We start from the raw sequence: 22,133 nt of genomic DNA, 5'->3' as shown, positions 1-22,133 counted from the left end.
AACCACGCACGGATTCGTCTGCGCGCCGATTACCGCACTGCGATGCCGTGGCCGTCCCAGTGATACTCCACCGTCTGATGGACGCGCACCGGGGGCACGAGCGCCGGAGGGCGAAGGATCGCAACGCACTCGCCCGCTGGCCGGTCGCGAACGCTGTCGTACGCAAGACCGAACGCCTGCTGCCGACGGACCGTCGCGCCAAACGCCTGGGCAAGTCGATAGTCCAGCGGGTCGTAGATGCCGGGCGGTGCGGGCTGTGGATGACGCACGTCGACCAGCGTTTCCTGCACTGCGACGAGGAGCACCGTCTTCTCAACCGCCACTGGCGGTAGGCCGGCGAGAAAGCGCGCTTGATGATAGGTGGTTTCGGCGATGGCTGTCTCGATCGTGCCGGCAGCGTAGAACACGCCGAAGGTCCCATCTGAAAAGCGCGATTCGCGACCGGGCCAGCTGAATGCGCTCATGATCAGGCCAGCCCCAGGCCCATAGAGGCGGTCCTCCAGCGGCACGAGGTCGATCTCGCCTTGCGCCGCACGGATCGTCGGGCTGGTCAGGTCCGCGAGCGCGAGCAGATCGTCGACATCGCTCGATGAGGCGACCTGATCGAACAGATTCTCTCCGGAGTACTCACTGCCGATGATGCGGGCGGCGGCGGGCCAGTCGATCGGTGACGCCATGAGCGTTCCGCCAGCACCACCGCTCGAGCCGAGGGCGATCGTCATCCCCGGCATAAGGCCAGGAGGCGTCCACGGGCTACTCATCCGACCTGCGTGATCAGCATGGGTCAGGCCTCACGGGGCGGGGTCGGGTATTCCGCGCGACTGGGCGGCCCGCCGTTCACGTGGTCGACCAGCGCGCGCACCGCGGCCAAGTCTGCGCTCCGCCCGTTGAGCATGAACGCCAAGGCGCTTTTGCCATAGAACGGATGCTCAGCACGAGGCAGTTCGAGCCAACGCACCGATAACTCCGGGGCACGGCGAAATACGCGCATCAGCCCCTCGTAGATGGCGACGACGTAGCTGCAGCGCTCAATCTGGTCCACACTCAAAGTGCGCGGTGTGCTGTCCTTCCAAGTTTGCAGCGTCGACCGGGCCACCGACTCGCCCAAGAGGACCAGGCGTTGCTGATCCGTGAGACCCCAGCTGTCTGTGATCCGAAAAAATGCTCGGATCGCAGGCCCGGCAAGCTGCGCCCGTGTCTCTGCGTCCTGCGCGCTCGAGGTCACCACCGGCATGGATAGCTCCTGTCCTGTTTTGAACAATGGTATGTCAAAACTGGACAATCGTCAAGAGCGGCGCATGAGGTGTCGGCCGGCGGCCGACACCCATTACGCACGCCTGACTGTCGTGCGTCGTGATCGCGCAGACGTGTACTGCTGGCGTCTCGAGGATCTCTACTAGTTCGCGCCGGTCGCCACTTTGGTGCGCGGCGCGATGCAGTTGGTGGGCAGACGTAGGTAGCGCAGCAGCGGCTCGTTGGCCAACCCCACCCGACGCGGATCGCGACAGGAAATGCGCAGAAGGGCCCGCTGCGCTGCCGCCGGCGTGGTGAGGCTGTTCGCCACCGCGGCGCGGAGCACGAGGTCGAGCCAGCCGGCCGAATCGAGGCTGCTCGCCGTCATGAGCGGCATCACGCGGGTGCGAGCGCGTACGGTGTCGCGCACGGCCACATCGATGAGCGCGCCGGTGAGTTCGCCCCAATCGGCACGCCCGAGCCGCGACGCCACTTCGGCATCGCCCCATCCTTCGCGCAACTCGCCGAGGTTGCTGCGCACGATGGCGCGCCATACGTAGGCTGGGGCGTGCGTGGCGTCGAGCGCGATGGCGCGATTCAGCACGCGACAGGCGACCACGCGATCGCCCACGCGTCGCTCGAGATCGGCGCGGACCATGAGGGCGTCGATGCTACGCTCGGTGGCGGCGGCCGACGCGCGCACGGTTTTCAGGGCCTCGTCATCACGGCCCAGTGCCCGCGCCACGCGCGCATCGAGTTCCACGGTGGCCGGTTCGTCCGGCGCCAATGCACGGAGCGCGAGCACAATGGGCTGTGCGAGCGCCGGCGTTCCCTTGTGCAGGTACAGTCGCCCCAAAAGGGCCAGCGCCTGCACGTCGTACGGCTCCTTGAGCAGCACCGCGCCAATCGACCAGAGTCCCGTCTGCACCAGTTGCGCGCGCGCACGATCAGAGTGTTCGACCCAGTCCAGTTGACGCACACTCAATTCGGCCAGTCGAAAGCGCGCGGCGACGAAGGCGGGGTCGAGATCGATCGCGCGTTGCAGCGCACTGTCGGCGCGCTGCAAGCGGCCCCGATCGAATGCTTCGACCTCGGCGAGTCCACGCAGGAAGGAGAGAATGGCGTCGGGCGAGCGGGAGTGCAGTCGGTCGCGCGCTGCGGGCTTGGTGGCCGTACGCCCGAGCGCGCGCGTCATCACCGACGTCATCGCATTCACGAGACTGTCCACGGCACCAACCGGCTCGCTGGCCACGCCACTCGAGGTCTGCTTGCCGGAGCGCGCGTCGACCAGGCGCCAGTCGATCACCGAGCGATCGTCGCGCCGCTGCACGGTGCCGACCAACACATAGCGCACCCCCAGCACACGACCCTCGGCCACGGCGCTGGCCGCATCGGCGCTGCCCGAACCACCGCTCAAGCCGCGCGAACGCACGTCGATCGACAGCGTCTGACGAATGCGCTCGGCGACCAGCTTGCCAAGGGCGCGCGCGAGGAATGCATCGTCGGTATCGGACGCGAGACCGGCGGCGAAGCGGATCAGCACACGCGTATCGGCCACCGCGCTATCCGGCTGCACAGTGACAGTGCGTTCGCCGCACTGCGAGGCCGGCGTTGGATCGAGTCCCTGCGCACGAGCGCCCGTCGCACAGAGTGCGGCGAGCGCGAGGGCGACGGCGCCCGGCGCGAGGGAGGTGCGCATGCGGATGGTCAGCGAACGAGAATGAGGCGCTGGCCGAGCGACGGTGCGTTGCCGAGGGACGTGCCTTGGCCGAGTCCAGGAGCAGTAGTCACCGGATAACCAACAATCGTACCCTCGGGCAACACCGCGGGTACTCCGATCCCAGTAAAGTAGGCTCGATTGGCCCCATCTGCCCATGCACAACTCTGCGCACTGGGTTGCTTCTTATCCTCGTCACGAATGATGCACATCACGCGAAACCCGCCAATTGTTAGCGCTTTGCTGCTGGCTCCCGTCGTCGACTCAAGCCACGCGACTGAAACCTCTACTCCGGGGTTCGCTCCGCTAAAACTTACGGTTGTCCGAGGCCAGCAATCCGAGGTCCCGACAGCCTGCGCGCAAAGGCTGCCAGAAGTGGCGTTACTAAGTCCGAATGCCGCCTCCGGTGTTTTCTTCTGAACCGTACCGCTCCCTTCGCCACTGAAGTTTTCCGTCTCGTTTGATATTCCCACTGATGCGTTTGCTCCGCAATGCGTGGAAGGATTCGCCACCTGGTCACGGTACGAATTCATGTTGACGTTCTTGTCATCCGTGATGGCTTGGTAGTACCCGCTGGTGCCATTCAACGGCGGGGTCTTTCCTTTCCCAGCTTGTGTAGGCGGTACGAAAAACACCGTCAGATCTCGCGGGCCGTTCTGCGCGGCTAGCTTCGCTACGAGATCGGCGTATAGTGTCACCGATGTTAAAGTATTGCTCGCCCCGTACAGCTTTTGGTTGAGCGAAGCTAGAGGAAATCCCCATGGCGTAGGACATGATATACGCGTAACGTTTGCGACCCATGCTATTGCGTTTCGTTGCGTCGGTGAGACGATAGCCGAGAGGAGTCGTCCGAATAGAAGACTGCCAGCCCGTGACGCATGCACCTCGACGGCATTCGCTCCTGATCCGAAACCGCGGCCGTAATCTCGAGCACTGTCAGGAGCCCATTTTAGTCCAAGAACGTCGCTACTTGACAAGCGGACAGAGTCGCCGAGTGCTTCGTTAACCTTGGCGAACCTTATGGTCTCCGCGGTCGGATTCGACGTCGGGTAGCGTTGGAGATGGAGGGCGCCGCGAAGTGCGGCTGCATCCGCGCCAGTCTGTAGCTCATTCGCCCCCACGTAAAGTCGACTCACGTCTACAGCAAACACTGCGAGGCCAACGAGCGCCACCGCAAAGACCGCCACGAACACCAGCGTCGCACCGCGACGCGGCCGACTTGTCCCCACTCGCTGCTTCCGACGCATAGTCCGCCTCCCCGCGGAAAGTGACAACGCACCACCCGAATCCGAAAAGTCGTTCTACTTACTCAAATTACCGAGCTGGCTCACGACGGTGAGGGCTGCCGGACCAACGATTACCGCCAGCAGTGCCGGCAGCAGAAACAGCGCGAGCGGAAAGATCATTTTTAGAGCCGCCTCAGCCGCCTTCTTCTCAGCTTTCTGCCGGCGCCGCACGCGCAACGACTCGGCGTTCACGCGCAGCACGCGCGCGATCGACGTACCCAAGCGTTCCGTCTGCACCATGCTCGACACCAGCGTACGCAGTTCATCCACACCGGTGCGCTGCGCCAGCGTCTGCAACGCGCGTTCACGCGGCATACCAGCATTCACCCGACGCACCACCTGCGCGAACTCGAGTGCCAACTCTGGTCGCACGTTGGCCAGATCACGCGCCACACGGATGATCGCGGCATCGAGCGACACACCGGCCTCTACACACACCACCAACAGATCGAGCGCGTCGGGTACCGCGCGGCGGATCCGATCCTGCCGGTTCTGCGCCAGTCGATCGACCACCGCCTGCGGCCCAGCGACACCGGCCACGATACCCATCACGATCGATACCGTCAGCCACATCGGCTGATCGTGCGGCGCGGCCACGAAGGCCAGCACCGGCAGCAGCAGCGCGGCGGCAATACGAATAGCCGAAAAGATCACAGGGGCCGCCGTTCCGTCGAAGCCCGCGTGCACCAGCTTGTTCGAACTGGCCTCATCGGAAATAAGTCCCTCGGGCATCCGCTCGCGAAGCCACGCTGCGAGTCGCGATGACGCCTTGGCTTCTTCGTTCAGAAGCAGCCGCTCCGCCAGGCGGGACGGATCAGTCTCCGGCGATACGCGCTGCATCGTGTCGCGCCGCTCGCGCTCGGCGATGGCCACGTACACGATGGTGCACACCGCCACGATGACCGTGCCGACAAGAAACAGCAGTGACAGCGGGAGATCACCCATCACATGTCCACGCTGGCGATTCGTTCCATGATCAGATACCCGATAACCACGGAGACGAACGCGTACACGATGAGCCCTTTGCCGAGCGCCTCGGTGAACAACGGCTGCATGTACTCGCGATTGATCGTGTAGATGATGCCGAACATCACGAAGGGCATGGCTGCCAGCACACGGGCCGACATTTTTGGCTCGGCCGTGAGCGTTTCCAGATTCGCCTGGAACTTGAGACGCTCGCGAATGAGATTCGAGATATTCGACAGCAGCTCGACCAGGTTACCGCCTGTTTCGCGCTGCAGGATCAGCGACGTCACGAACAGGCGCGCTTCTTCCGTACCAATGCGTTCCTGCATCGCCAGCAGCGCCGTGCGCACATCGACACCGAGTCGCTGCTCGTCATAAAAGCGCAGGAACTCGGCGCGGAGCGGCGCGGGCGATTCGCGTCCCACGAACTCCATTGCCGCCTGCAACGAATAGCCAGCCCGCAGGGCGTTCGTCATGAGATCGAGCGCATCGGGGAAGGCAATCTCGAACTGCTTCATCCGCTTCCGCTGACGGCGGCGCAGGAGTAGCCACGGGATGAACGCAAAAAAGAAGGCCCCTACGAAATTCACCACGCCGCCCACCAGGAACTGCACGATCGTGAGACCGATCATGGCGGAGAGCAGCGTGAACAGCACGAATTCGCCCGGCTTCTGGCGCGATCCACCATGGGCCAGCTGCTTCTCCAGCTGGACCGTGATGTTGCGGCCGGAGAGCAGTTCGTTGAGCGTCTTGAAATCCGAAACGCGCTCGTCGCGCAGAATCGATATCGGGACGTCGCTGCGCAAAATGCCGCCGACTTCGCCCACGCGTACTCGCGCCGCATCAGCCGCCGAGAGCCGTCGCCGGTTGGCAAACACGAAACCGCCGACGACCAGCAGCATGGCGCCGAGAAAGACCAGAGTGAGTACGAGCGCAGTCATGCCGGCAGTCCACCCTCACCAAGCAGGCCGAGCGCGCCCGGGCCGGCCTGACTCACCGCACCAAAAGCAAATGTTTCGGGTGGCAGGTCAATGCCGCGGGCGAGAATTGCTTCCATGAACAACGGACGCACGCCGGTCGCTTCGAAGTTACCGAGCACCGTACCATCGTCGGCCACACCGCGCCGACGATAGCGGAAGATCTCCTGCGTCGTGATCACATCGCTTTCCATCGAGGTCACTTCGGTGATGCTCGTGATACGGCGCGTACCATCAGACATACGCGACACCTGCACGATGAGGTGCAGCGCCGATGCCATTTGCTCGCGAATGGCGCGCGTGGGCAGGGCGGTACCAGCGAACAGCACCATCGTTTCCAGACGGGCGAGCGCGTCGCGCGGCGTATTGGCATGCACGGTGGTGAGCGAGCCTTCGTGACCCGTGTTCATGGCCTGCAGCATGTCGAGCGCTTCGCCGGCGCGCACTTCGCCGATGATGATGCGATCGGGGCGCATACGGAGGGCGTTCTTCACCAGGTCGCGGGCACTCACTTCACCGCGGCCCTCTGTATTGGGCGGCCGAGTTTCGAGTCGCACCACGTGCGCTTGCTGCAATCGCAATTCGGCCGCGTCTTCGATGGTGACGAGACGCTCCGAACCGGGAATGAAGCTCGAGAGCGCATTCAGGATCGTGGTCTTACCGGCTCCGGTGCCACCGGACACCAGAATGTTCAGTCGCGCGACCACGCACGCGGCCAACAACCGCAGCATCGGTGGCGACATCGCGCCCAGCTCCACGAGCCGCCGCGGCCCGATCGATGCACCGAACCGACGGATCGAGAGCACCGGGCCATCGATCGCCAACGGCGGAATGATCGCGTTCACACGCGAGCCGTCGGCGAGACGGGCATCGACCATCGGCGACGATTCGTCCACGCGACGACCGACCTTGCTCACGATGCGATCGATGATCGTCAGCAGGTGGGCGTTGTCGCGGAACGTGATGCTGGTCCGTTCGAGTCGGCCGCGCCGTTCGACGTACACCGATTTCGGACCGTTTACGAGAATGTCCGACACCGACGGATCGCGCGTGAGCGGTTCGATCGGACCGAGTCCGGTGACCTCCCACACGATCTGTTCGACTACTTCATCGCGCTCGGCTGCCGACAACGGCGCCTGCTCGATGCGCAGGAACTCGAGCACCGCTGCACGAATCTGCTGCGTGAGCATCGACTCGTCGCGAATCTTCTCGAGCGCGGCCAGATCGAGGCGGTCGATGAGCTTCTGGTGCAAGTCGCGCTTGAGCAGGTCAACAGGGGAGAGCACCCCGTTGTCCGATTCCTTCTTTTCCTCCGGCTGCGGCAGGCCGTGCAACGGATCGATCGTTGCTTCGACCGGCGCGACACCATTGCCATTGGCGCCACCTTCGCCGGAAGCGCCGGCGGGCGGTGTCGGCTTCTTGCCGAGCAGTCGGTCGCGTAATGAGCGTTCCACGGTCACTTCCTCAGCTTGCCGAGGAGTCGGCCGAAGCCGGCGCGAGCGGTCGGCAGGACTTCATTGCTGCCGGTGACGAAGCCCTTCTGGCCCATCAAGCGCACAGCGAGCAGGTGATACGCTTCGATAAGCGCCTGTGCCCCGGGGCCGGCGGCATTGGCGGTAATCGGTACGCCACGCGTCTGCGCATCGGCGACGACCTGATAGGCGTTCGGCAAGCGGAAGTCGACGGGACGGCCAAGCGCCTTGGCCACATCGGGCCATGGCATGACGTCACCCGCGCCCACGCGATTGGCCACCAGCACCACCTTCTCAACCGGGAAGTCGAGCTGCCCAAACAGCGCCAGCGCGCGCTTCACTTTGCGCAGTCCCGCCACGGTAACCTGGAAGACCATCACGATACGATCGGCACCATCGAGCGCCGCGATGGTGCGCGGCGACACGGTGTGTTCGACGTCCAATACCGTGTAGGTGTAGCTGGAGCGCATGAGCGTCATGATACGCTGCACCGCTTCCGCCGTGACCTCTTCGCCGAGTTCGAGGTCGCTGGTACCGGTGAGCACATCCATGCCATCGGCCACACTTTCCACGATCGAGTGGAGCGACTCATGATCGGCGCGATCGAGCTTGCGCACGAGTTCACCGAGGTCGTACGTGGGCGCGAGATTGAGCTGCGTGGCCACGTCACCAAGGCCGACGACGAGATCGGCCACCGCCACGCGTCCGGCCGGCTTTCGCAGAGCCAACGCGTGCGCGAGGTTGACCGCGACCGTGGTCACACCGGCGCCGCCGGCAGGACTGTACACGGCCGTCACATGTCCGCCCTTTGGCGCGCGTTCCCAGCGCGACTCGAGTCGCGCCAGCGCGGCCGCGAGTTCGGCGGAATCGGCGGGGGCCACCAGAAACTCCGAGAGCCCACGACGGAATCCGGCGAGGATAAGATCGCTGTTCGCCGTCGGTGCCGTGCCGATCGCCGCCATCGAGGGCCGCTCACGCAGTAGCGTCTCGACGTCGTCGAGTTCGGCCTGACTCGGCGTCAGCAGTGGCAGGACGAGGAGATCCGCACTGTTATCGAGCGCCGCCGCCACCAGCGCTTCGACGCTCTCGACTTCGACGGGTTTGCCAAAGCCGGCCCCCGTAAATACAGGGACCAGCGATGTCAGCGGACCAAGCGAGTCACGGACGATGACCGCACGACGCATCAGGAAGACCGGGAGAGCGAGGAACGCAGCATCGCTGCCGTCATCACTGCGGCGGGAGACGCTTCTTGAGCGCCTCGAGGGCCGGGGTGAGGCTGTCGGGCGTGAGCTTGATGGTGCGCGTACCGCGCGCGGCATTCGGGTTGAGCAGCGTGGGCGTGACGACTACCAACAATTCCGACTCGGCGTTCTGCCAGCGATTGCTGGAGAACAGCGCGCCGATGATCGGGAGACTCATGAGGCCCGGAATACCAGTGCGCACCGACTCCCGCTCTTCGTTGAAGAGGCCGGAAATGACCAGGCTTTCGCCGGGACGCACATCGAGCGTGGTCTCCACCCGGCGTACGCGAATGGCGGGAATGCGGAAACCGGAGAGCAGCACGGCGTTGCCGAAATCGAGGCTCGAAACTTCCGGCATGACCTTCAGTTTGATCAACGAGTCCGACATGACTTCGGCGCGGAACTTGAGCTGCACGCCGTAGGGACGGTACTGGATCGTGATGAAGGTTTGCCCGCCCTGACCCGGCTGCGCAATCGGCACCGGCAGTTCACCACCGGCAAGGAAGCTGGCCTCTTCGCGGTTACCCGCAATCAGCGTGGGTTCGGCCAAGGAGCGTGCGCGGCCGGCCTGCTGCTGCGCATCGAGAAACGCGGTGATGTCGGTGGTGCCGAAGTTCAGCAGCGCGCCGACGAAGCGCGTGGAGGACGAACCGGCGATGCCATCGCCGCTGGTCGTGGGCGCGAGCACGCCGCTGCCGGCAATCGTATTGCCGTTCTTCGCGTCGTAGCGGCCCGAGATGCCGATTTCATACAGCGCATCGCGGCGCACTTCGGCGAACTTCACGCCGAGCGCGATCTGCCGCGAGTCGGTAGCCTGAAACACCGACACGCGCAGGTGGCGACGGCCGAGCATCGGTCCTGAGAGCAGCACGTCGGTTTCGCCAATGGCCTTCGCGTTCAACACGACGCTACGCTCGTTGAGCACCACCACGTCGGCAATCGCGGGATTGGCCAGCGTCACCTGCGTGACGGCCGCTGGAAGATCGAGCGGCAGGGAGCGTCCCACCGACATGGTGATCGTCTCGATGGGCGTAACCGGCGTCGCGGACTGCGCGGCAGCGCTCGAGCTGCCTCCGAGCACGACGGCAGCGATCGCCACGTGGGCGGTACGCATCAACGCGGTATTCAAAGCACGCATGAAGTCTCCAGAAATACGAAATTGAATTGACACCGCGACCGCGGGGGCCGCGCGTCACTCAGCGAAACGGCGAAGGCGGCATGGAGTCACGTCGGCGCTGCTCGGCACGACGGAGTGAATCACGGCGCGCGCTATCACGCGCCTGTTCGAACTTGAGCGATGACAGCTGGTCGCCGCGATAGACGCGCACGACGACCGAGTCGGTCTTCTCGGGAATCGGGACGGTGGCAATCGGTGCTGCGGGGGCCGGGCGCGCGGGCGCGCGCGACACGCGCGACGGTGCGGGCGTTGGTGCCGGAGCGGGCGGCGGACCGTTGTCCACCTGCGTGAGCAGATCACCGCGCTTGGCGCCGGTGGTCTGCACCGAGTCGGGATCGCCGTAGCCGCGAAGGACGAGTTGAATGGCGCCTTCACGGACGGCCAGGGCGAGACGCTCGGCCTCGGCCGGCGTGACTTCCAGCGTCGCCGTGGGCGCGTTGATCGGACGGCCGTCTTCGCCGCGGGCGATGTTCGACCCGATCGACAGAATGCGCATGTTGCTCATGAACAGCTTCGACACCTGCGCCCCCTGTGCCGTCGCGTCGCGCGTGGTGAGCATGACGTCGACGCGCGAGTTCGGCTGCACCATGCCAGAGATGCCGGCGACGTCGTCGATGCGCACCGACATCGCGCGCTTGCCCGGGAGAATCTTCACTTCGATGCCGCCGGCGGTGCCGTCGGGAGCGAGACGCCCGGGGACGATCGCTTCGCCCTTGAAGATCGGGATGCGGGACACGCGCCCGACCACCGAGTCGGGCGACGTGTAGGAACCGGCTGGCACTGCAGCCACCGGCAACTGCACGACGGCCAAGGTCGCGGCGGTCAATGCGGTGCCTTCGGGCACGTCAGCCGAGGCGATGACGACGTTTTGCGTGGCCACACGGCTGCTGGCGCGCATGCCGTCAATGACGCGATACACCCCGAGCGTTGCCAAGCCGGCCACGAGCAGGGCGATATACAGCACGAAGCGATAACGACGGTCACCAAACATAGGTGGTCACGACAGAGGGAGAACTACACGTGGGATCAGCACTTGGTTATCGAGTCTGCAATTGTGCTGGGGGCTTGTTCCCAGCGAAACACAGCAGACGCTTGAAGGACTAGCGCTCGCTTCGTCAGCTTTGAGATCGTGGAATTGACCGGATAGTTACGGACGCAGACCATAACGGACTCCAGATTTCTCGGTGTTGCCCCTGAGCAGACGTTCACTGGCGTGAACGCTATCGTCGGCACCACTGGAAGGCTGTTTCCCGTAACGTTCACGAAATAATCCGTAACTTGCTTACGTATCCGCACCTGATCGTTGCAAGGATCTGAGCTTGACGCCGCGAAGCGCGCGCCTTCCCGCACCGCTGCAACCAGATTGTTTCGTTGACCAAACGCCTGCGCGAAGTCGACGATGCCGAAGAGCAACAGCAACAGCACCGGCACGACCACCGCAAACTCCACGATCGGTCCCGCGTCGTGCTCACGAAGAAATCGACGTAAAGAACGCTTCATGAGTGAGCACTCCGGAGAGCAGAACCAAAGGAAATCCAGAAGGCCGTGGCAACGCCGGCGGCGATGGCGAGGGCGTATGGCACACGGTCGCGCGCTTCATATGGGCGCAGCTTCATAATCCACGGCGCGCGTACTGCCGTAGCCACCGTGTTGAGCGCACTGACGGCACCGTGCGACCGCAGCAGCCAGAAGGCGCCAAGCAGCCCACCGTAAATGCCGGTGGCGAGCGAAGCGACCAACGTGCCCTGCCATCCCAACCACGCCGCACTCGCCGCCATCAATTTTACGTCGCCAGCTCCCATCAATCGCAGGGCGAACATCGGGAACCAGATCGCGAGCGCCAGACCCACGCCCGACAGCACCTGCCACATCCCGTCGGCGGCACCACGCATCAGCACCGACGCAAGCACACCAGTCACAAACACGCCCAGATTGCGGACATTGGAAACCCGGCGCTCACGGAGATCGCTGATGACAGCGCCCGCCAGCAAGGTCCCCAACACCACGGCGAAGAACAGGACGCTTGATGTCGACGATATCATGAAGCAAAGTTTATCTTTTCGATTACTGCGGATCCGTTGGCAACTCGCTGAATTTCGGTCCCGATTGCAATACGAACAAATCGGTTACGGCTTCTTTCCGTTATTGCCGGAATTGCCGTTGCCGTTGCCGTTGTTGCCTTGACCGTTACCCTGGCCACCGCCGTTACCGTTCACGCCGTTGCCGGTTCCTGTACCCGTTCCGTTGCCGGTTCCAGTCCCAGTTCCTGGGTCGCCACCAACCGCGCCACCTGACGTTCCGCTCTCTGCACTGACCTGCCCCATCGAGTTCGTCGTCCGCGCGAACAGGTTCGAAACCGATCCTGACAGCTGTGACACCGCGACAGCGAGCGCGACCGCGACCACGCCCAGCAGCAGGGCATACTCGGCGAGCGATGCTGCGTCGTCTTCTCGCGCGATCTTCGACGCGAGCGGGCGGCGGAACGACCGGCTTCTCACCCGACTCAGGACCCGGCGGAGTTCAGCGTGTTCGTCGTCTTGCTGAAGATGTTCGAGATCGAATCCTTGAACTGCGTAACGACGGTGATCAAGGCAACCGCAATCACGCCCAACAGCAGCGCGTATTCGGCGAGCGAGGCGCCTTCTTCTTCGCGAAGGAACCGGCGGGCGACGTTCGTAAGTTTCCGCATGGTCAGGTCCAGAGTGGGTGGAAGGCGCGAAGCGCTTGACGTCGGGTCGGCCAACGGGACAAAAAGCCCCGCCGGCACGAACCAAGGCTCAGGAGCCGGCCGAATTCAGCGTGTTCGTCGTCTTCTGGAAGATATTCGAGATCGAGTTACGGAACGACGTGATCACGGTGATCAAGGCCACGGTGATCACGCCGAGCAGCAGCGCGTACTCGGCCAGCGAGGCACCTTCTTCTTCACGGACAAAGCGGCGCAGGGTGTTGCTGACGGTCGACATCATTTCCACTCCGGGTTGGGAAATGGGCAATAATCGGAGATCGTGCCCGTTAAAGGTTGATGGCAGCGATTCGCCGCACCGCCGTAGAAGTGAGCAATCGCTGCGCCACATCTGTGACGCACTCGTCACCATGTTGGAAACTGGCCCGGGACCGTCAACGAATCGGCAAACTCTACGTTAATGTTAACATCGCTACATCTAAAACGTTGACGATCAACACATTGACTCATTAAAAATACTTCATCAAGTATTACTGCGGATCACTATAGACGGGCCAGAGACGACGGTGACAGCAGACGATCATTTGGAGCTGTTGCAATCATGCCGCAATAGCGCTGGAGTAACGCCACACAGAAGAACCGCCCACACCAGTGCTGCAGTCACGCGTCACGCAGAATGCACGACGTGCAGCACGTATCAGCTTCCGCGTGCGCGGGCGATCACACGCTGAACCAAGCGCTCCAGTTCGTCTTGCCGACTCCTCGCGCTGCGCATGAAGAAGAAACGCGCCGTGGCCAGCGCCCCGACCACCGTCGACGCCAGCGCCGCCAGCACGAGCGCCGCTCCACCCCCGGCCACCCCCGAAATCAAGCCGGCGACCATGGCGCCGCCGCCCAGACCAAGCCCTCCCCCGAGGCCGCCAAACAATCCCCCGGCGAGCTGCGTCAGGTCTTCGAACGCTCGTACCGTGGTCCGTCCGTTGCGTGAGGCGAGATGTACTTGGATGAAGCGTGGCATCCCACCTTGCCGGTTGGACGGCATGCCGGTGGTCACAGTGAGCGTACGTCCGACGGCGCTGACCGTGACCATCTCACCCAAGGCCAGACGGATTTCGTCGGCCACTTCTTCGAAGTCGTCAGTCTGTAATTCGCCGTCGAACGCCGCCGACACCTCGATCTTCGTGCCCGCTCCCAGCAAGACGTTCGGTTTGCGGACCATGGTTTCGCCATGCGGTACACTCACCGGCGCCCGCGACGCGTTTGACCGCTCCAGGAGCGCCCGCTCCACATACCGGGCGTCGATCCCCGCATCCACCGCGGCCTCTTTCACGATTGCTGGCGTGTAGCCGCGGGTCTCGCTCTCCGCAGTCGGTTCAAAGTGCGGCGGCGGCACCACCGCACCAGTATGCGCCTGCAGCTCGGCCGCGCGCGCCCACACCTGCTGTGCATCGGCGCTCGAAAGCGGCGACGGGAACGCGAGCGGCACCACCGGCGCCCGGGCGAGCGTCCGATTGGGCACCGCGCCCTCCAGTGCCGCGCTCGACATGAACGCCAGCGCCGTGAGCAGATCACGCGCCGACGACAACCGCCGATCGGGCGACTTGGCCAGCAACGTGGCCACCAGATCGTCCAAGGGCGACGGCACGTCCGGGACGAAATCGCGCAGGCGCGGCGCCGGTGCATTCACGTGCGCCACCAGCACCGCCGACGCGGACGGCCGCTCAAACGGAAACCGGCCACTGACCGCGAAGAACATGAGTACACCGATCGCATAGAGATCGCTGCGCCCATCGAGCGGCTCACCCGACACCTGCTCCGGACTCATGTACTGCACGGTGCCGAGCACGGTGCCGGTGGCCGTGAGAGGCTGCGATTCGGTGACGCGCGCGATGCCGAAGTCGGTGACCATGACCCGTCCATGCGCATCGAGCAGGATGTTCTCCGCCTTCACATCACGATGCACGACGCCGTGTTCGTGCGCATAGCCCAGGGCGGAGGCGAGCTGCCGGATAATCGGCACGATGCCGGCAACGGTCATCGGACCGTCCCGCGTGAGCCGCTCCGCGAGCGACTCGCCGTCGACATAGCCCATCGCGAAGTACACGACGGCATCGCGCTCGGCGGCCGTGTAGACCGGCACGATGTTGGGGTGCGACAGCGCGGCCGCGGTGCGCGCCTCGCGCAGGAAGCGCGCGCGCACTTGCGGATCGTACGACAGATGCGGCGGCAGCGTCTTGATCGCCACGGCCCGATGCAACTGCTCGTCACGGGCGAGATACACGACGCCCATGCCGCCACGTCCGATCTCGCGCTCAATGGAGAACTGTCCGGCGACGGCACGCGCCAAGGCGTCGGCGGTGCCGTCGTTCGGGTTGTTCACGGCCAGTACTGGCGTGTCGTCACACGAGGACGCCGCTGATTACGCGGCGCAGTACTGGTCAAACGCGCCGGCGAGATCCTGCGCGATTTCCTGCGCGCTGCGGCCTTCGATCTGATAGCGCTCCAGCATGAACACGACGTCGCCGTCCTTGAACAGCGCAATCGACGGGGAACTTGGCGCGTAGCCGGTGAAGTAGGAGCGCGCCCGGTCGGTGGCTTCACGATCCTGGCCGGCAAACACCGTGGTGGACACTTCCGGCTTGGCGGCATTGGCCAGCGCCATGGCGATCGCCGGACGCGCGTTGCGCGCGGCGCAGCCGCACACGGAGTTCACGACGACGAGCGCGGTCCCCTTGTGTTCCTGCAGCAAGGCATCGACGGCGTCGGCGGTGCGCAGTTCCTGCACGCCAAGGCGCGTGAGTTCTTCGCGCATGGGCTGGAGCATGTACTCGGGATACATCATGGGTCGATCTCCTAGTATTCCGGAATGTCTTCGCGCGGCTCACGCACGAGGGCGAGAATCGCCGCCTGCGGCACCACGAGATATTGCTCGTTCTCGAACGTGATTTCGACGGCGGCTTTTCTGAAGAAGAGCGCGTAGTCGCCGACCTGCGCCTGCATGGGCACGAAGCGCGCCTCACGGCCGGAGCCACCGGAGATCCGCCAAGGCTCTTCGCCCTGATCGGTGAGTTCCGGGAGCGCGAGGCCAGGGCCGGTGGAGACGATCTCGCCACCTTGCACTGCCTGATTATCGATGGCCGTGGGGGGCAGATAGAGCCCGACTTTCGAGCGCTGGTCGCCTTCTTCGGTTTTCACGAGGACGCGGTCACCGACGACGAGCAGACGTTTGTGCTTGCGATTCATGTACTCCTGACACGCGCTGGGGTTCTTAGTGGAATCTAGTCTGGGGGCTGGGGGCTGTGGGCTTTGGGCCGTGGGCTGTGGGCTGTGGGCTGTGGGCTGTGGGCTGTGGGCTGGGGGCTTTGGGCTTTGGGCTTTGGGCTTTGGGCTTTGGGCTTTGGGCTTTGGGCTTTGGGCTTTGGGCTTTGGGCTTTGGGCTTTGGGCTTTGGGCTTTGGGCTTTGGCGCTTGGTTAGCCTATGGCAGCGAACGCTGAGTCAGCCGCGTGTACGCCATGCCATTGTGACTCCTCGAACAGGCTCAGCCCGCTCAGATCGGCGTGCGCCACGTACATGTGTGGAGCGGGTTGCCACGATTGCAGCGCGGCGATTTGACCCAGCACACCGGGCGTGGGGCGCGCCATGGCGTGCCCCCAGCGCATGATGTCGATGCGCGCCACGCAGTCGGCGATGTCGCCGTGGGCGCGCGACAGGTCGGCCAGGATCTCGTCGCGCCACGCCGTCCACGGGCGCTGCTGCAGGTACTGCCGCGCCTCACGCGCGGGGCGATCGACTACGGCGTGATACCATGTCCATACGGTGCGATCGGGGGACGTTCCCAAGCTCTGATGGGCGGCATTCACGTATCCGAGTGAGCGGCTGCCGTAGATCACGTTGTCCCAGGCGAGCTCCGCGCCTACCGATGCCGGCGGCCGTTCGACCACGATGTTGGCCACGACCCACGGCGCATACTCCTGCGTCACGGGGAGCGTGACTACGTCGCATACCCGTGGCAGCACGAAGAGCGGCGCGCACCAGATCACGACGTCGGCCGTGATGCGTTCTGTGGGCGTATCGACGATCCACTTCGTGCCGCGTCGCGCCACGTTCCAAGCCGGGGCGCCGGTCATGATGCGTGCGCGCCCGTCGGCATGCCGCCGCGCCGACAATCGCTGCGTGAGTCGTTGGGCGATGTAGTCATTGCCTTCCGGCCACGTGAGCGGCCCCTGCTCTTCCTTGTCGCGTCCGGCGAAGTAATGCACCGCAGCCCACGCACTGGCCTGACTCAGCGACGCACCGTAGTCGTCGCGTGTGCCGTATTCCACCCACCAGCGCAGCGCTGGGGCGTCGAAGCCCTCACGGGTCATCCACTCCAGCGCCGTCTGTGCATCGAGCGCGCCAACCGCCGCCGCCTGCTTGGCGGCCACGCCGCCGGCGCGATGCGCGGCGAGTCGGCGGGCATGTCCCTCGGCGCTGGGCACGCTGAACATGCCCGTCGCGCGCCACTCGCCGATGCGCTCCTCGAAGCGGCGGAACTGTTCGCGGTGCGCCCGCGACATGGCGTCGGTGGGTTCGAGTCCTTCGTGCCAGCGGCCGTGCTGCCAGATGCGCTCTTGCGGTGTGTGACAGAGCACGCGCTCGTCCCATACGCCGTCGGCACTGAGCACGCCGAGCTCGCGAAACAGCTGTCGCACGTGCACGGCGTCGTGCGACGGCACCGGCACGTAGTGCGCTCCCCATGGCGCGCGCTGCCCGCGATAGTCAGCCGAGCGTGCGTTGCCGCCGGTACGCGCATCCATTTCGAGCAGCGTCCAGTCGTGCATGCCCAGGGCATCGAGTCTCCACGCGGCCGAGAGGCCACCCATGCCTCCACCGACTATGGCGACCTTCACGCGGCGCTCGGCCCGCCTGGCCGCACTCGTGCGAAGCCGAGCGCGCGCGGCGCTGTCGCGCATCAGGTGGCCCTCCGCGCTGCCGTCGGGCACGAAGCCGCCGCCGATCACGCGACCCTTTCCGGTGAGCCCGATCAACGCCGGCGCTACCGCGATGACCCCGAGGGCGCGCACAAATTCGCGACGCGACGTGCTCATCGAAGCACGATCACCGGTTGATCGCGTCGAACTCGTGCTCGTAGTAACGCACGAGGACTTGATCGTTCAGCCGGTTGGCCAGCGCCGGCACACGCTGCATATCGGCCGGAAAGTCGAACAAGGCCGGTACGCTGGAGGCCGTGAGATAGCGAAGACCTTCGGGGAGCGTGGCCGGCGGCGCGTAGCTGCTGAGTCCCGCAATCACGAAGCCCCACTCGCCGAAGCTCGGCACGTACACGTGATACGGCCACGTGCGGAGTCCGGCCCCCTCGAGCGTGGTCACGATGCTCCAGAACGACTGACGCGCAAACATGGGCGACGTGCTCTGCACCACCAGGAAGCCACCGGGCGCGATGTGCTGTTTCACAAGGCGATAGAACGCGCTCGTGTACAGCTTGCCCACGTGATAGTTGGACGGATCGGGAAAGTCGATGACGACGAAGTCGAACTGCACGGCCGAGCTGTCGAGCCAGGTGAAGGCATCGGCGTTCACGACTTTCACTCGGGCATCGTTCAGTGACTTTTGGTTCAAGCCGGTAAGCCGCGGATGCTGCTGAAAGAGCGCCGTCATGCCTTCGTCGAGATCGACCAGCGTGATCTGCTGCACGTCGGGATACTTGAGGATCTCGCGCACGGCGAGTCCGTCGCCGCCGCCCAGCACCAACACGCGACCGCGCGCCGTCGCGGCCGACAGTCCGGGATGCACGAGGGCCTCGTGGTAGCGGTATTCGTCTCGGGAGGCGAACTGCAGGTGCCCGTTCAGATAGAGCCGCAGATCATCCTTCCAGCTGGTGAGCACGATGCGCTGGTAGCGCGTGTCCCTGGCCAGAATGATCGGGTCGGCGTACATGCCTTCTTCGGCTAGCGTGGTAATCTGCTGCCCCTTCCAGAGACCGGCACTGAGCACCAATAGCGCCAGCACGCCGCCGGCGCGGAGCCAGTTCTTGCGCGGCAAGACGTCGCGAAACAGCCAGGTGCTCCAGAGTCCGACCAACACGTTGATGACACCGAACAACAGCGCCGAACGCACCAGACCGAGGCGTGGCACCAACAGCAGCGGGAAGAGCAACGACGCGAACAGGGCGCCGATGTAGTCGAACGTGAGCACGTTGGCGACCACGTCTTTGAAGCTGAAGCGGTCCTGCAGAATGCGCATCAGCAACGGGATCTCGAGCCCCACCAGAATGCCGATCAGCAGCACGATACCGTACAGCGTGGGGCGGAACGCCTCCGTATAGGCAAAGGCGAGAAACAGAATCAGCGACGACAGCCCGCCGACCACACCGACGATCATTTCGATGAGCACGAAGCGAGCGACCACGCCGCGCACTACGTAGCGCGACAGCCAGCTGCCAATACCCATCGCGAACAGATACGTCCCAATGATCGTCGAGAATTGCGTGACGCTATCGCCGAGCAGGTACGACGCGAGCGCGCCGGCCACGAGCTCGTAGATGAGCCCACAGGCGGCGATGAGACAAACAGAGATGAACAGCGCGAGCTGCACTAGTGAATGGCAGCGGCGACGATGATGCCAATCGCAATCGCCACCGAGCCGATGAGAATCGCGGCAGCCGTGTTTCGCTTTTCGCTGATCTCATCCCAGAGCTTGCCGGGGGTGAGCACGTCCATGACGACGAACGCGAGGCCGAACATCACGACACCGATGAGCGCGTAGGCGGCGGAGTTGAGCACGTTCTGTAGGAACTGGTCCATTACGGGAGCCTCACTTGCCGCGGAGCGTGCGCCCCGGGATGTAGTACGAGCTGCGATACGCGCCGGGATTGTCGCGGACCGACCGGGGGTTGTTACGGGACTCATTGGCACGGGTCAGGCTCCAGCCGCGATACTGGGCGGAACCCAGTACCGCCAACACGACCACCGCCCAGATGGTGTACATACGGGCACCCATCAGCACCCTCCTCTACTCGTCGTCATCGCTGTCACCGCTGGAGGTTGGAGCATGATCACTCTCCGCCCACCGTCTGCCTTCGAAACTGGCCGAGGGGAAGAGCGAGAGCACCACCGGCACCAAGAGCGCCAGCAGGCCGAGTCCGTAGAATCCGTAGTGTGGTACATCGCGCAGAACGCGGACGGTGTACGACGCCGACGGCTTGGCCGGTTCACCACCTTCGGCCTGCACGCGCAGGAAGTATCGACCGGCGGGAATCGATGCGATGCTCACGCGCTCGCGCTTGTCGCCCTCCGTCCATGAACCATCGCTGTCGGAACCACGATAGTAGCTGAGTTGCCGTGTGACTTCGCGCGTTTCGCCCGTGGTTTCGTTGATCAGCGACAGCACGAGAAACAGCCAGTCGTTGTCGAGGTCGGACTCGAGCTCGAGCGCCACATTGGAGGTGCGACCCTCGAGGTCGAATACCTCGGTGACAGCGGCCTGCGACTCCTGCGAGCGCGAGTAGGTGAACGCCTGCTCGAGCACCGTGCGGTTGCTGGCCATCGTGACATTCAGAATCAGCAGCAGCACGAGCGCGATCAAGGCCAGCGCGAACCGCTCCAGCATGCGCTTCGGCAGGTCGGCGAACGGGTTCGGCTGATTCGCGAACACGCCGATCGGCTGCATGAGCGGCTTGGCCAACCCGAACGCCTTCTGAATGACCTCGGGCGGCGTGTACGTGCCCAACGACCACGTGACCTCGTTCCCCGACGCTTCCGCGCTCAGGATGTACGGCGGCGCCACGAAGTCGCGGCTCACCACGTGGTCGCCCATGCGCAGCTCCCACGGAAACTCGCCGAGGGCGGCCGTGGTGTACGCGGTGGCGGTCTGAAAGTGCTTGTATGTGGTGCCGTTCAGTGCAACCGTCGGGCGGTCGCCGCCCGCTTCGCGCTCGGGACGCCGCCGCAGCTTCTCGATCACGTTCCAGTGCCCGTGGTAGTCCGAGAGATACAGGAAGCCGCGATACGGATTGAAGCAGACGTACTCGGTCCACGAGTAGTCGGTGCCCTCGACGCTGATCGTGACGACCTGAAAGCCGATCACGTCCCATGGCGCGCCCTTCCAGGTGCCACGCGTACCAAGCGGGATGTGCGGCTTGGCGGTCACGCGCTCGCCGTACTGCAGGACCTTGAGATTTTCGTCGGTGGCATCGAGCTGTGCCCCGCAGGCGCCGCACACGACCGACACCGCCCAGCCTTGCGCATGCAACTCGATGGACGCGCCGCACGAGGGACAGTTGAATCCGACAGCCTTGGGCACGCGCGTGGTCGGCGTCTCGAACGGCGCTACCATCCCTCGAACTCCCGCAGATTCGTGAATCGGAGGTCGTCGAAGTTCACAAACTCACCAAGGAACAGCATCGGCGGTGCTTCCGAGCCGTCAATCGTGGCCAGTCCATGCTGCGCGTTGAGCAGATCGATGAACAGACACGCCGACTTCTCCCACGTCGTGAACGGGAGCTCGCCCTCAGTGCCGAGATAGCGGGCCTCGGTGATGCTGGCCACCTCGTACGGCGTGTCATTCCAGAAATACGTCTCCCCTACGCGCACCTGCATCACGGCGGGCACCTCGAAGTCGGAGGGCGCGGCGATCGTCATGGCGTACTCGAGCTGGGCATCCGACAGCCAGGCACTGGTTCCGTCGGCGAGCACGCAGTGCCACTCGTTCCACTTGCCACGCGCCCAGCCATAGGCGATGCGGCCAACCACGACGAATCGCTGATCGAGCCACATACCTTCGGTGCCGATCTGGATCGGTGAGCCGGTGGCGGGGAAATCGGCCTGCTGTCCGAGCTTGGCGAGGTCGAGATCACGGCGCACGAGCACCGACCGACAGTAGGTGCAGGTCGTCTGCACCGCCTGCGCCCAGAGGAAGCGCACCGGTGCACCGCAGTTCGGGCAGGACACCCCATGTGCCTGGGGCACGGTCACCGGTATGCCTCGACGGCGGCGGGCACGTGGGCGTATTCGCGTGCGAGTTCGCGTACACGCACGGTCTGCGCGCCCAGCAGCGTGGCGAGCCGTGCCTCCCAGTCCCAGGCGGCGCGCGGCGTGCAGCAGAACAGATTGACGCACACCGACGCGTGCTCGGGGAACGTGTGCACCGTGAGATGCGACTCGGCCAGCATGAGCAAGCCCGTGATACCGCCGGGCGAGGGAAACTGATGCCAAAGGGCGTCGCCGACCGGATGCAACGATAGCTCGTTCACGATGGCATCGAAGAGCGCGCGCAGTGAGGATGGAGCGGCGAGGCGCACGGGATCGCACCCGTACGCCTCGACGACCCATTCGCTGCCGGTGTGGTGCACCGACGGACTCACGAGATCAGTGGGAATGCGC

At 64.5% G+C, this 22,133-nt stretch carries 24 protein-coding genes; all 24 read right to left on the bottom strand.

Annotation, left to right across the window (positions count from 1 at the left end; all coding sequences use genetic code 11):
* Nucleotides 1-29: 29 nt before the first annotated feature.
* The gene (locus tag RMP10_RS15780; protein WP_310571144.1) at nucleotides 30-722 is read right to left on the bottom strand and encodes an RES family NAD+ phosphorylase; all 693 of its coding nucleotides are present in this window, start codon (nucleotides 720-722) and stop codon (nucleotides 30-32) included.
* A gap of 62 nt (nucleotides 723-784) precedes the next feature.
* Entirely contained in the window at nucleotides 785-1,234 is a 450-nt protein-coding gene (locus tag RMP10_RS15775; RefSeq protein ID WP_310571143.1) for an antitoxin Xre-like helix-turn-helix domain-containing protein, read from the bottom strand.
* 162 nt (nucleotides 1,235-1,396) lie between these two features.
* Nucleotides 1,397-2,932 (bottom strand): hypothetical protein, encoded by a 1,536-nt coding sequence (locus tag RMP10_RS15770; RefSeq protein WP_310571142.1) that lies wholly within the window; start codon nucleotides 2,930-2,932, stop codon nucleotides 1,397-1,399.
* A 1,319-nt stretch (nucleotides 2,933-4,251) separates the two neighbouring features.
* Nucleotides 4,252-5,181, bottom strand: coding sequence for a type II secretion system F family protein (locus tag RMP10_RS15765; protein ID WP_309668915.1), 930 nt, complete (start codon nucleotides 5,179-5,181; stop codon nucleotides 4,252-4,254).
* Nucleotides 5,181-6,143: a type II secretion system F family protein gene (locus RMP10_RS15760; protein WP_310571141.1), complete on the bottom strand. Its 963-nt coding sequence runs from the start codon at nucleotides 6,141-6,143 to the stop codon at nucleotides 5,181-5,183. Before RMP10_RS15760 ends, RMP10_RS15765 begins: the two co-directional genes overlap by 1 nt.
* Complete coding sequence (locus tag RMP10_RS15755; RefSeq protein WP_345785809.1) at nucleotides 6,140-7,465, bottom strand: CpaF family protein; 1,326 nt, start codon at nucleotides 7,463-7,465, stop codon at nucleotides 6,140-6,142. Before RMP10_RS15755 ends, RMP10_RS15760 begins: the two co-directional genes overlap by 4 nt.
* A 170-nt stretch (nucleotides 7,466-7,635) precedes the next feature.
* Nucleotides 7,636-8,835 carry a hypothetical protein gene (locus RMP10_RS15750; protein ID WP_310571139.1) on the bottom strand — a complete coding sequence of 400 codons (1,200 nt, stop codon included), beginning with the start codon at nucleotides 8,833-8,835 and terminating at the stop codon, nucleotides 7,636-7,638.
* A 43-nt stretch (nucleotides 8,836-8,878) separates the two neighbouring features.
* Nucleotides 8,879-10,030, bottom strand: a complete 1,152-nt coding sequence (locus RMP10_RS15745; RefSeq protein ID WP_310571138.1) for a pilus assembly protein N-terminal domain-containing protein — start codon at nucleotides 10,028-10,030, stop codon at nucleotides 8,879-8,881.
* A 58-nt stretch (nucleotides 10,031-10,088) separates the two neighbouring features.
* On the bottom strand, nucleotides 10,089-11,060 hold the full coding sequence (gene cpaB, locus RMP10_RS15740) for a Flp pilus assembly protein CpaB (RefSeq protein ID WP_310571137.1): 972 nt from the start codon (nucleotides 11,058-11,060) through the stop codon (nucleotides 10,089-10,091).
* A 35-nt stretch (nucleotides 11,061-11,095) separates the two neighbouring features.
* Complete coding sequence (locus tag RMP10_RS15735; RefSeq protein ID WP_310571136.1) at nucleotides 11,096-11,569, bottom strand: TadE/TadG family type IV pilus assembly protein; 474 nt, start codon at nucleotides 11,567-11,569, stop codon at nucleotides 11,096-11,098.
* The gene (locus RMP10_RS15730) at nucleotides 11,566-12,111 is read right to left on the bottom strand and encodes a prepilin peptidase (RefSeq protein WP_310571135.1); all 546 of its coding nucleotides are present in this window, start codon (nucleotides 12,109-12,111) and stop codon (nucleotides 11,566-11,568) included. Before RMP10_RS15730 ends, RMP10_RS15735 begins: the two co-directional genes overlap by 4 nt.
* An 84-nt stretch (nucleotides 12,112-12,195) precedes the next feature.
* Nucleotides 12,196-12,567, bottom strand: coding sequence for a hypothetical protein (locus RMP10_RS15725; protein WP_310571134.1), 372 nt, complete (start codon nucleotides 12,565-12,567; stop codon nucleotides 12,196-12,198).
* A gap of 5 nt (nucleotides 12,568-12,572) precedes the next feature.
* Nucleotides 12,573-12,758: a Flp family type IVb pilin gene (locus RMP10_RS15720; protein ID WP_309673290.1), complete on the bottom strand. Its 186-nt coding sequence runs from the start codon at nucleotides 12,756-12,758 to the stop codon at nucleotides 12,573-12,575.
* Nucleotides 12,759-12,846: 88 nt separating this feature from the next.
* Complete coding sequence (locus RMP10_RS15715) at nucleotides 12,847-13,035, bottom strand: Flp family type IVb pilin (protein ID WP_309673291.1); 189 nt, start codon at nucleotides 13,033-13,035, stop codon at nucleotides 12,847-12,849.
* A 414-nt stretch (nucleotides 13,036-13,449) separates the two neighbouring features.
* The gene (locus tag RMP10_RS15710) at nucleotides 13,450-15,132 is read right to left on the bottom strand and encodes a serine/threonine-protein kinase (protein ID WP_310571133.1); all 1,683 of its coding nucleotides are present in this window, start codon (nucleotides 15,130-15,132) and stop codon (nucleotides 13,450-13,452) included.
* Between the two features lie 39 nt (nucleotides 15,133-15,171).
* The gene (locus RMP10_RS15705; RefSeq protein WP_345785808.1) at nucleotides 15,172-15,591 is read right to left on the bottom strand and encodes a BrxA/BrxB family bacilliredoxin; all 420 of its coding nucleotides are present in this window, start codon (nucleotides 15,589-15,591) and stop codon (nucleotides 15,172-15,174) included.
* A 14-nt stretch (nucleotides 15,592-15,605) separates the two neighbouring features.
* Nucleotides 15,606-15,995, bottom strand: coding sequence for a co-chaperone GroES family protein (locus RMP10_RS15700; protein WP_309673294.1), 390 nt, complete (start codon nucleotides 15,993-15,995; stop codon nucleotides 15,606-15,608).
* A 228-nt stretch (nucleotides 15,996-16,223) separates the two neighbouring features.
* Nucleotides 16,224-17,840, bottom strand: coding sequence for an NAD(P)-binding protein (locus RMP10_RS15695; protein ID WP_310571132.1), 1,617 nt, complete (start codon nucleotides 17,838-17,840; stop codon nucleotides 16,224-16,226).
* Between the two features lie 10 nt (nucleotides 17,841-17,850).
* Entirely contained in the window at nucleotides 17,851-19,347 is a 1,497-nt protein-coding gene (locus tag RMP10_RS15690; RefSeq protein ID WP_310571131.1) for a polyamine aminopropyltransferase, read from the bottom strand.
* Complete coding sequence (locus tag RMP10_RS15685) at nucleotides 19,347-19,556, bottom strand: DUF350 domain-containing protein (protein ID WP_309673297.1); 210 nt, start codon at nucleotides 19,554-19,556, stop codon at nucleotides 19,347-19,349. Before RMP10_RS15685 ends, RMP10_RS15690 begins: the two co-directional genes overlap by 1 nt.
* 10 nt (nucleotides 19,557-19,566) lie before the next feature.
* Entirely contained in the window at nucleotides 19,567-19,752 is a 186-nt protein-coding gene (locus RMP10_RS15680) for a hypothetical protein (protein WP_309673298.1), read from the bottom strand.
* Nucleotides 19,753-19,764: 12 nt separating this feature from the next.
* Nucleotides 19,765-21,087, bottom strand: coding sequence for a DUF4178 domain-containing protein (locus tag RMP10_RS15675; protein WP_310571130.1), 1,323 nt, complete (start codon nucleotides 21,085-21,087; stop codon nucleotides 19,765-19,767).
* A complete protein-coding gene (locus tag RMP10_RS15670; RefSeq protein WP_309673300.1) occupies nucleotides 21,081-21,725 on the bottom strand; it encodes a DUF4178 domain-containing protein in 645 nt (214 codons plus the stop codon). Before RMP10_RS15670 ends, RMP10_RS15675 begins: the two co-directional genes overlap by 7 nt.
* Complete coding sequence (locus tag RMP10_RS15665; protein WP_310571129.1) at nucleotides 21,722-22,114, bottom strand: S-adenosylmethionine decarboxylase; 393 nt, start codon at nucleotides 22,112-22,114, stop codon at nucleotides 21,722-21,724. The genes RMP10_RS15670 and RMP10_RS15665 overlap by 4 nt, the downstream gene beginning before the upstream one ends.
* Nucleotides 22,115-22,133: the final 19 nt, after the last annotated feature.

The organism is Gemmatimonas sp. (genome assembly GCF_031426495.1).
Classification (GTDB): domain Bacteria; phylum Gemmatimonadota; class Gemmatimonadetes; order Gemmatimonadales; family Gemmatimonadaceae; genus Gemmatimonas.
This window is presented reverse-complemented; position numbering and strand designations above follow the sequence as displayed.

Excerpts from the sequence above, each read along its gene's own strand:
- RMP10_RS15695 (WP_310571132.1), bottom strand. The coding sequence starts at position 17,840 with ATGAGCACGTCGCGTCGCGAATTTGTGCGCGCCCTCGGGGTCATCGCG.
- RMP10_RS15680 (WP_309673298.1), bottom strand. The coding sequence starts at position 19,752 with ATGGGTGCCCGTATGTACACCATCTGGGCGGTGGTCGTGTTGGCGGTA.
- RMP10_RS15750 (WP_310571139.1), bottom strand. The coding sequence starts at position 8,835 with ATGCGTCGTGCGGTCATCGTCCGTGACTCGCTTGGTCCGCTGACATCG.
- RMP10_RS15685 (WP_309673297.1), bottom strand. The coding sequence starts at position 19,556 with ATGGACCAGTTCCTACAGAACGTGCTCAACTCCGCCGCCTACGCGCTC.
- RMP10_RS15775 (WP_310571143.1), bottom strand. The coding sequence starts at position 1,234 with ATGCCGGTGGTGACCTCGAGCGCGCAGGACGCAGAGACACGGGCGCAG.
- RMP10_RS15745 (WP_310571138.1), bottom strand. The coding sequence starts at position 10,030 with ATGCGTGCTTTGAATACCGCGTTGATGCGTACCGCCCACGTGGCGATC.
- RMP10_RS15780 (WP_310571144.1), bottom strand. The coding sequence starts at position 722 with ATGACGATCGCCCTCGGCTCGAGCGGTGGTGCTGGCGGAACGCTCATG.
- RMP10_RS15720 (WP_309673290.1), bottom strand. The coding sequence starts at position 12,758 with ATGCGGAAACTTACGAACGTCGCCCGCCGGTTCCTTCGCGAAGAAGAA.
- cpaB (WP_310571137.1), bottom strand. The coding sequence starts at position 11,060 with ATGTTTGGTGACCGTCGTTATCGCTTCGTGCTGTATATCGCCCTGCTC.
- RMP10_RS15730 (WP_310571135.1), bottom strand. The coding sequence starts at position 12,111 with ATGATATCGTCGACATCAAGCGTCCTGTTCTTCGCCGTGGTGTTGGGG.
- RMP10_RS15675 (WP_310571130.1), bottom strand. The coding sequence starts at position 21,087 with ATGGTAGCGCCGTTCGAGACGCCGACCACGCGCGTGCCCAAGGCTGTC.
- RMP10_RS15760 (WP_310571141.1), bottom strand. The coding sequence starts at position 6,143 with ATGACTGCGCTCGTACTCACTCTGGTCTTTCTCGGCGCCATGCTGCTG.
- RMP10_RS15700 (WP_309673294.1), bottom strand. The coding sequence starts at position 15,995 with ATGAATCGCAAGCACAAACGTCTGCTCGTCGTCGGTGACCGCGTCCTC.
- RMP10_RS15735 (WP_310571136.1), bottom strand. The coding sequence starts at position 11,569 with ATGAAGCGTTCTTTACGTCGATTTCTTCGTGAGCACGACGCGGGACCG.
- RMP10_RS15765 (WP_309668915.1), bottom strand. The coding sequence starts at position 5,181 with ATGGGTGATCTCCCGCTGTCACTGCTGTTTCTTGTCGGCACGGTCATC.
- RMP10_RS15770 (WP_310571142.1), bottom strand. The coding sequence starts at position 2,932 with ATGCGCACCTCCCTCGCGCCGGGCGCCGTCGCCCTCGCGCTCGCCGCA.
- RMP10_RS15705 (WP_345785808.1), bottom strand. The coding sequence starts at position 15,591 with ATGTATCCCGAGTACATGCTCCAGCCCATGCGCGAAGAACTCACGCGC.
- RMP10_RS15715 (WP_309673291.1), bottom strand. The coding sequence starts at position 13,035 with ATGATGTCGACCGTCAGCAACACCCTGCGCCGCTTTGTCCGTGAAGAA.